This is a genomic window from Allobosea sp. WAO (assembly GCF_001509835.1).
Lineage (GTDB): Bacteria > Pseudomonadota > Alphaproteobacteria > Rhizobiales > Beijerinckiaceae > Allobosea.
Genome location: NZ_JXTJ01000025.1, coordinates 22,269 through 29,459 on the forward strand (window position 1 = coordinate 22,269; position 7,191 = coordinate 29,459).

Consider the following 7,191-nt stretch of genomic DNA (forward strand, 5'->3'; position numbering starts at 1 on the left):
TGGTTTCCGCGTATGAGCGGTGAGGCTCACTGCCGGAACGGGAAGTTGAAGTGCTTGAGCAGGGCCCGAGCCTCGTCGTCCGACTTCGCAGTCGTGCAGACGATCACGTCCATACCCCAGACCTGGTCGACCTTGTCGTAGTTGATCTCAGGAAACACGATGTGCTCCTTGATCCCGAGCGCGAAATTGCCGCGCCCGTCGAACGACTTCGGGTTGAGACCACGGAAGTCGCGCACGCGCGGCAAGGCGATGGTGACGAGCCGGTCGACGAACTCGAACATCTTGGTCTTGCGCAGCGTGACCTTGCAGCCGACCGCCATGTTTTCGCGCAGCTTGAAGCCGGCGATGGCGAGACGGGACTTGGTGATGACCGGCTTCTGACCGGCGATCATGGCGAGGTCGCCGGCGGCGTTGTCGACCTTCTTGCGGTCGGCAGTCGCTTCACCAACGCCCATGTTGATGACGATCTTCTCGATCGTCGGCACTTCCATGACGTTCTTGTAGCCGAACTCGGCGATCATCGCCGGGCGGACAACGTCCTCGTAGTGCTTCTTCATCCGCGGCGTGAGGGCCGCCTGCTGGGTATCAGCCATCGATCAGATCCCCCGAACGCTTGGCGAAACGGACCTTGCGGCCGTCATCGAGCACCTTGAAGCCGACGCGGGTCGGCTTGCCGTCCTTCGGATCGGCGACAGCGAGGTTCGACAGGTCGATCGTCGCTTCCTTGCTGATGATGCCGCCCTCGGACTGCGCCGTGGCCTTGGTGTGCTTCTTGACCAGGTTCACGCCACGCACGACGGCGCGGCCATCCTTCGGCAGGACCTGGAGGACTTCGCCGTCCTTGCCCTTGTCACGGCCGGCGAGCACGACGACCTTGTCGCCCTTCTTGATCTTCGCAGCCATTACAGCACCTCAGGAGCGAGCGAAATGATCTTCATGTGGTTCTTGGCGCGCAGCTCGCGCGGAACCGGTCCGAAGATACGAGTGCCCACCGGCTCCTTCTGGTTGTTGATCAGCACGGCCGCATTGCGGTCGAAGCGAATCACCGAACCGTCGGGGCGCTTGACGTCCTTGGCCGTACGAACGACGACCGCCTTCATGACGTCGCCCTTCTTCACGCGGCCGCGCGGAATGGCTTCCTTGATGGAAACCACGATAATGTCGCCGATGCGGGCATAGCGCCGCTTCGAGCCGCCGAGAACCTTGATGCACATCACGCGGCGGGCGCCGGAATTGTCGGCGACCTCGAGATTCGTCTGCACCTGGATCATGGCCTTGATCCTTCCATTCCATATCAGCGCGGTTTCCGGACGAGAGCTCTCCGCTCCGCCCGGACTACGACTGACGGGGGTCGATCGCCCCCTGGCCTCGAAATGACTTTACGCTTTCGGCGCGCCGTCGAGCACAACCCAGCTCTTCAACTTAGAGATGGGCTTGGATTCCTCGATCCAGACCTGATCACCGATCTTGGCCACCTCGCCCTCATCGTGGGCGTGGTAGTTTTTCGAACGGCGAACCGTCTTCTTAAGGAGCGGGTGCGTATACCGCCGCTCCACCTTAACCACAACAGTTTTGTTCTGCTTGTCGCTGACGACGACGCCCTGCAGCACGCGCTTCGGCATGGTCTAACTCCTCAGGCGCTCGCGGCGACGGTCTTCGACCGCTGCAGCGTCTTGATGCGGGCGATCTCCTTGCGCACCTGGGTAACGCGCGAGGTGTTCTCGAGCTGACCGGTGGCGCGCTGGAAACGCAGGTTGAACTGCTCCTTCTTGAGCTTGAGAAGCTCTTCCTGGAGCTGGTCCGTGCTCATGACCTTGAGATCGGACAGGCGTTGCGTAGCTTTCATGTCGCCCTCCTTACTCGGCGATGCGCTGGATGAAGCGGGTCTTGATCGGGAGCTTGGCAGCCCCGAGACGCAGCGCCTCGCGGGCGGTGTCCTCGGCGACGCCGTCGATCTCGAACATGATCCGGCCCGGCTTGACCTTGGCCGCCCAATACTCAGGAGCGCCCTTGCCCTTACCCATGCGGACTTCGGTCGGCTTCTTGGAAACCGGCACGTCCGGGAACACGCGGATCCAGACGCGGCCGGCGCGCTTCATCGCGCGGGTAATGGCGCGACGGGCAGCTTCGATCTGACGGGCGGTGATGCGCTCGGGCATCAGAGCCTTCAGACCGAACTGGCCGAAGTTGAGGTCGGTGCCGCCCTTGGCGACGCCGGAGATGCGCCCCTTGAACTGCTTACGGAATTTAGTGCGCTTTGGTTGCAGCATGGCTCTTCTCGATCAGCCTTACGCAGCCTGCTCGCGACGTTCGCGACGCTCACCACCGGAGCGGCCGCCCTCGTCCGAGAGGCGCTTGTCCTGGGCCATCGGGTCGTGTTCCAGGATCTCGCCCTTGAAGATCCAGACCTTGATGCCGCACGTGCCATAGGTCGTGAAGGCAGTGGCGACGCCGTAGTCGACGTCGGCGCGCAGCGTATGCAGCGGCACGCGGCCTTCGCGGTACCATTCCAGGCGCGCGATCTCAGCCCCGCCGAGACGGCCGGAGCAGTTGATGCGGATGCCCTCGGCGCCCAGACGCATGGCCGACTGGACGGCCCGCTTCATGGCGCGGCGGAATGCCACACGGCGCTCGAGCTGCTGAGCGATCGAATCGGCGACCAGGGTCGCGTCGATCTCAGGCTTGCGCACCTCGACGATGTTGATCGTCACATCGGCCTTGGTGAGCTTCATCACCGCCTTGCGCAGCTTCTCGATATCGGCGCCCTTCTTGCCGATCACCACGCCCGGACGCGCCGAGTGGATGGTGACGCGGCACTTCTTGTGCGGGCGCTCGATGATGATCTTCGAGACGGCGGCCTGCTTCAGCAGCTTCATCAGGCTGGCGCGGATGGCCATGTCCTCATGGAGCAGCTTGCCGTACTCGCCCTTGTTGGCGAACCAGCGCGAATCCCAGGTCCGGTTGATGCCGAGACGAAGGCCGATCGGATTGATTTTCTGACCCATCGTTCTCTCCTCAGGCCTTGGCCGCCTGGACTTCGCGCACCACGATCGTGATGTTCGCGAAGGGCTTCATGATGCGGGCGCCACGGCCGCGGGCGCGGGCGTGGAAGCGCTTCATGACCAGCGCCTTGCCGACGAAAGCCTGGGCGACGACCAGATCGTCGACGTCGAGATCATGATTGTTCTCGGCGTTGGCGATCGCGCTCTGCAGGCACTTGCGCACGTCGGTCGAGATCCGCTTGCGCGAGAACTCGAGATCGGCGAGCGCGGTCGAGACCTTCTTGCCGCGAATGAGCTGGGCGAGAAGGTTCAGCTTCTGCGGGGAGACGCGGAGGTTGCGGGCAACCGCAACCGCCTCGTTCTCAGGCAGCGCACGGGGGGCGGAGGGCTTTCCCATGGCTTACTTCCTCTTCGCCTTCTTGTCGGCGGCGTGGCCGTGGAAGGTGCGCGTCGGCGAGAACTCGCCGAACTTGTGGCCCACCATCTCCTCGGACACGGCAACCGGCACATGCTTGTGGCCGTTGTAGACGCCGAACGTCAGACCGACGAACTGCGGCAGGATCGTGGAGCGACGGCTCCAGATCTTGATGACTTCCTGCCGGGTCGCCGAACGGGCAACCTCGGCCTTTTTCAGAAGGTATCCGTCAACAAACGGACCTTTCCAAAGCGAACGCGCCATGACGGACCTCAGTTCTTCTTCTTGCGGGCGTGACGGCTCGACACGATGAACGTATCGGTCCGCTTGTTCGAGCGGGTCTTCTTGCCCTTGGTCGGCAGACCCCAGGGCGTGACCGGATGACGGCCGCCCGAGGTGCGGCCTTCGCCGCCGCCGTGCGGATGGTCGACCGGGTTCATCGAGACGCCGCGGTTGTGCGGGCGACGACCCAGCCAGCGCGAGCGCCCGGCCTTGCCGTCATTGGTGTTCATGTGGTCCGGGTTCGAAACCGCACCGACAGTCGCATAGCACTGGCCGCTGATCAGGCGCTGCTCGCCGGAGTTCAGGCGAACCACGACGTAGCCCTGGTCACGACCGACGATCTGGGCGTAGTTGCCCGCCGAACGCGCCAGCGCCCCGCCCTTGCCGATCTTGAGCTCGACATTGTGGACGATGGTGCCGATCGGCAGCGAGCCCATCGGGGCGGCGTTGCCGGGCTTCACGTCGACCGTGTCGCCGGCGACGACGGTGTCGCCGACCGCCAGGCGCTGCGGAGCCAGGATGTAGCTCAGCTCGCCGTCGGTGTACTTGATCAGCGCGATGAAGGCGCTGCGGTTCGGATCATACTCGATCCGCTCGACGGTCGCCGGGATACCGGCCTTGCCGCGACGCTTGAAGTCGATCAGGCGCAGCGTGCGCTTGTGACCACCGCCGCGGAAGCGGACCGTGATGCGGCCGTTGTTGTTGCGGCCACCCGAGGACGACTTGCCCTCGGTCAGCGCCTTGACGGGCTTGCCCTTGTAGAGCTCGCTGCGGTCGACGATCACGAGCTGGCGAAGGCTCGGCGTGACCGGCTTGAAATGCTTCAAAGCCATGTTGTCGATCCTCTCTTACAGGCCCGTGGTCACGTCGATGGAGTGACCTTCCTCGAGGGTCACGACCGCCTTCTTGACGTCCGAACGCTGGCCGAGCCGGCCCCGGAAGACCTTGATCTTGCCCTCGGTGACGAGCGTGTTGACGCTCTTCACCTTGACGTCGAACAGCTTCTCGACCGCCGCCTTGATCTGCGGCTTGGTAGCCGTCTTGGCAACCTCGAAGACGACCTTGTTATGCTCGGAGAGCATCGTCGCCTTCTCGGTGATGACCGGGCTCACGATCACGTCGTAATGCCGCGGATCCATGTTCTTGGACTGGCTCATTTGAAGCGCGCCTCCAGCGCATCGACAGCCGAGCGCGTCAGCACGAGCTTGTCGCGACGCAGGATGTCATAGACGTTGATGCCCTGGATCGGCAGGACGTCGACATTCGGGATCGAGCGCGCGGCCAGGCCGAAGTTCACGTCGATCTCGGCGCCGCCGATCACCAGCGCACTCGACAGGTCGAGCTTGCTGAAATGGCCCAGCAGGACCTTGGTCTTCGGCTCCGCCAGCTTGGCGTCGTCGATGATGATCAGGCCGGCATCCTTGACCTTGGCCGAAAGCGCATGGCGCAGGGCCAGGGCCTTCACCTTCTTCGGCAGGTCGTGCGCATGGTCGCGCACCACCGGCCCGAAGGCCTTGCCACCGCCGCGGAACTGCGGAGCCGAAGCCGCACCGTGGCGAGCGCCGCCGGTGCCCTTCTGCTTGTAGATCTTCTTGCGGGTGCGATCGACTTCCGAACGGCCCTTGGTCTTGTGCGTACCGGCGCGGCGCTTGGCCAGCTGGTAGCGGACCATGCGGGCGAGCAGGTCGGCGCGCGGCTCGAGGCCGAAGATCGCGTCCGAGAGCTCGACGGAACCGGCGTTACCGCCTTCGAGAGTGGTGATATCGAGCTTCATCACGCGTTCTCCTCAACCGTCTCGGCCGCAGGAGCCTGGGCGTCGCCGCCGTTGACCTTGAACTTGCCCGGCAGCGGAGCGTCCTTCGGCAGGGCGCGCTTGATCGCGTCACGGACGTGGATCCAGCCACCGGCAACGCCGGGAACCGCACCCTCGACCAGGATCAGACCGCGCTCGACGTCCGTCTGGACGACGCGCAGGTTCTGTGTGGTGACGCGGTCGACACCCATATGGCCGGGCATCTTCTTGTTCTTGAAGGTCTTGCCAGGGTCCTGGCGACCACCGGTCGAACCGATCGAGCGATGCGATACCGAAACACCGTGCGTGGCGCGCAGACCACCGAAGTTCCAGCGCTTCATGCCGCCGGCGAAACCCTTGCCGGTGGTCGTGCCGCTGACATCGACGAACTGGCCGACGACGAAATGGTCGGCGGTGAGTTCGGCGCCGACCGGGATCAGCGCGTCGTCAGTGACGCGGAACTCGACGAGCTTCTGCTTCGGCTCGACCTTGGCGACGGCGAAATGGCCGCGCTGAGCCTTCGAGACGTTCTTGACCTTGGCCAAGCCCGACCCGAGCTGCACGGCGACATAGCCGTTCTTCTCGACCGTGCGATGCGCGACAACCTGGCAGTTGTCGAGCTTCAACACCGTGACCGGGATATGTTCGCCGGCATCCGTGAAGATGCGGGTCATCCCGACTTTCTGTGCAATCACACCGGAACGCATCGGTGCACACCTTCCCTTGGGGTCATGTCCATCCGGGAAAGAACCCGGAAACAGAGGACCCGATGATGGATCAGAGCTTGATTTCGACGTCGACGCCGGCGGCGAGATCGAGCTTCATGAGGGCGTCGACCGTCTGCGGGGTCGGGTCGACGATATCGAGAACCCGCTTGTGGGTCCGCATCTCGAACTGCTCGCGCGACTTCTTGTCGATGTGGGGCGAGCGGTTGACGGTGAACTTCTCGATCAGCGTGGGCAGCGGGATCGGGCCGCGCACCTGCGCGCCGGTCCGCTTGGCGGTCGAGACGATCTCGCGCGTCGACGCATCAAGAATACGATGATCGAACGCCTTGAGGCGGATCCGGATATTCTGACCGTTCATGGTCTTGTTATCTCCGTGACGTGAAAAGGCGAAGGCCACAAAGGGCCTTCGCCCTCAGATCAGCCCTGGCTTACGCGAGGATCGAAGCGACGACGCCGGCGCCGACGGTGCGGCCGCCTTCGCGGATGGCGAAGCGCAGCTTCTCTTCCATCGCGATCGGCACGATCAGGTGCACTTCCATCGAGATGTTGTCGCCCGGCATCACCATCTCCGTGCCTTCCGGCAGGTGCACCACGCCGGTCACGTCCGTCGTGCGGAAGTAGAACTGCGGGCGGTAGTTGGTGAAGAACGGGGTGTGACGGCCGCCCTCTTCCTTGGTCAGGATGTAGGCTTCGGCCTTGAACTTGGTGTGCGGCTTCACCGAGCCCGGCTTGCACAGCACCTGGCCGCGCTCGACGTCCTCGCGCTTCGTGCCGCGCAGCAGCGCGCCGATGTTGTCGCCGGCCTGGCCCTGGTCGAGCAGCTTGCGGAACATCTCGACGCCCGTGACGGTCGTCTTCACCGTGTCCTTCAGGCCGACGATCTCGATTTCCTCGCCGACCTTGACGATGCCGCGCTCGACGCGGCCGGTCACCACCGTGCCGCGGCCCGAAATCGAGAACACGTCTTCGACC

General features: G+C 64.0%; 15 protein-coding genes. All 15 read right to left on the reverse strand.

Annotation, left to right across the window (positions count from 1 at the left end; translation table 11 throughout):
- Positions 1-26: 26 nt before the first annotated feature.
- The gene (gene rplE, locus DK26_RS27900; protein WP_066480052.1) at positions 27-593 is read right to left on the reverse strand and encodes a 50S ribosomal protein L5; all 567 of its coding nucleotides are present in this window, start codon (positions 591-593) and stop codon (positions 27-29) included.
- Positions 586-903 carry a 50S ribosomal protein L24 gene (gene rplX, locus DK26_RS27905; protein WP_066480055.1) on the reverse strand — a complete coding sequence of 106 codons (318 nt, stop codon included), beginning with the start codon at positions 901-903 and terminating at the stop codon, positions 586-588. The genes rplE and rplX overlap by 8 nt, the downstream gene beginning before the upstream one ends.
- Positions 903-1,271: a 50S ribosomal protein L14 gene (gene rplN, locus DK26_RS27910; RefSeq protein ID WP_066480057.1), complete on the reverse strand. Its 369-nt coding sequence runs from the start codon at positions 1,269-1,271 to the stop codon at positions 903-905. The genes rplX and rplN overlap by 1 nt, the downstream gene beginning before the upstream one ends.
- 108 nt (positions 1,272-1,379) lie before the next feature.
- Positions 1,380-1,622 (reverse strand): 30S ribosomal protein S17, encoded by a 243-nt coding sequence (rpsQ, locus tag DK26_RS27915; protein ID WP_066480058.1) that lies wholly within the window; start codon positions 1,620-1,622, stop codon positions 1,380-1,382.
- A gap of 11 nt (positions 1,623-1,633) precedes the next feature.
- The gene (rpmC, locus tag DK26_RS27920; protein WP_066480060.1) at positions 1,634-1,846 is read right to left on the reverse strand and encodes a 50S ribosomal protein L29; all 213 of its coding nucleotides are present in this window, start codon (positions 1,844-1,846) and stop codon (positions 1,634-1,636) included.
- A gap of 10 nt (positions 1,847-1,856) precedes the next feature.
- On the reverse strand, positions 1,857-2,270 hold the full coding sequence (gene rplP / locus DK26_RS27925; RefSeq protein WP_066480062.1) for a 50S ribosomal protein L16: 414 nt from the start codon (positions 2,268-2,270) through the stop codon (positions 1,857-1,859).
- Positions 2,271-2,288: 18 nt separating this feature from the next.
- Positions 2,289-3,005 carry a 30S ribosomal protein S3 gene (rpsC, locus tag DK26_RS27930; RefSeq protein WP_066480070.1) on the reverse strand — a complete coding sequence of 239 codons (717 nt, stop codon included), beginning with the start codon at positions 3,003-3,005 and terminating at the stop codon, positions 2,289-2,291.
- A 10-nt stretch (positions 3,006-3,015) separates the two neighbouring features.
- Positions 3,016-3,399, reverse strand: a complete 384-nt coding sequence (rplV, locus tag DK26_RS27935) for a 50S ribosomal protein L22 (protein WP_066480071.1) — start codon at positions 3,397-3,399, stop codon at positions 3,016-3,018.
- Positions 3,400-3,402: 3 nt separating this feature from the next.
- Complete coding sequence (gene rpsS, locus DK26_RS27940; RefSeq protein WP_066480075.1) at positions 3,403-3,681, reverse strand: 30S ribosomal protein S19; 279 nt, start codon at positions 3,679-3,681, stop codon at positions 3,403-3,405.
- Positions 3,682-3,689: 8 nt separating this feature from the next.
- On the reverse strand, positions 3,690-4,532 hold the full coding sequence (gene rplB, locus DK26_RS27945; protein ID WP_066480077.1) for a 50S ribosomal protein L2: 843 nt from the start codon (positions 4,530-4,532) through the stop codon (positions 3,690-3,692).
- A gap of 15 nt (positions 4,533-4,547) precedes the next feature.
- Positions 4,548-4,856 carry a 50S ribosomal protein L23 gene (locus DK26_RS27950; RefSeq protein ID WP_066480079.1) on the reverse strand — a complete coding sequence of 103 codons (309 nt, stop codon included), beginning with the start codon at positions 4,854-4,856 and terminating at the stop codon, positions 4,548-4,550.
- On the reverse strand, positions 4,853-5,473 hold the full coding sequence (gene rplD, locus DK26_RS27955) for a 50S ribosomal protein L4 (RefSeq protein ID WP_066480088.1): 621 nt from the start codon (positions 5,471-5,473) through the stop codon (positions 4,853-4,855). Before rplD ends, DK26_RS27950 begins: the two co-directional genes overlap by 4 nt.
- The gene (gene rplC, locus DK26_RS27960) at positions 5,473-6,198 is read right to left on the reverse strand and encodes a 50S ribosomal protein L3 (RefSeq protein WP_066480090.1); all 726 of its coding nucleotides are present in this window, start codon (positions 6,196-6,198) and stop codon (positions 5,473-5,475) included. Before rplC ends, rplD begins: the two co-directional genes overlap by 1 nt.
- A 70-nt stretch (positions 6,199-6,268) precedes the next feature.
- Positions 6,269-6,577 carry a 30S ribosomal protein S10 gene (rpsJ, locus tag DK26_RS27965; RefSeq protein WP_043237115.1) on the reverse strand — a complete coding sequence of 103 codons (309 nt, stop codon included), beginning with the start codon at positions 6,575-6,577 and terminating at the stop codon, positions 6,269-6,271.
- A gap of 70 nt (positions 6,578-6,647) precedes the next feature.
- Positions 6,648-7,191 (reverse strand): EF-Tu/IF-2/RF-3 family GTPase (locus DK26_RS27970; protein ID WP_248310130.1); only part of this gene is annotated, 544 nt, incomplete at its 5' end.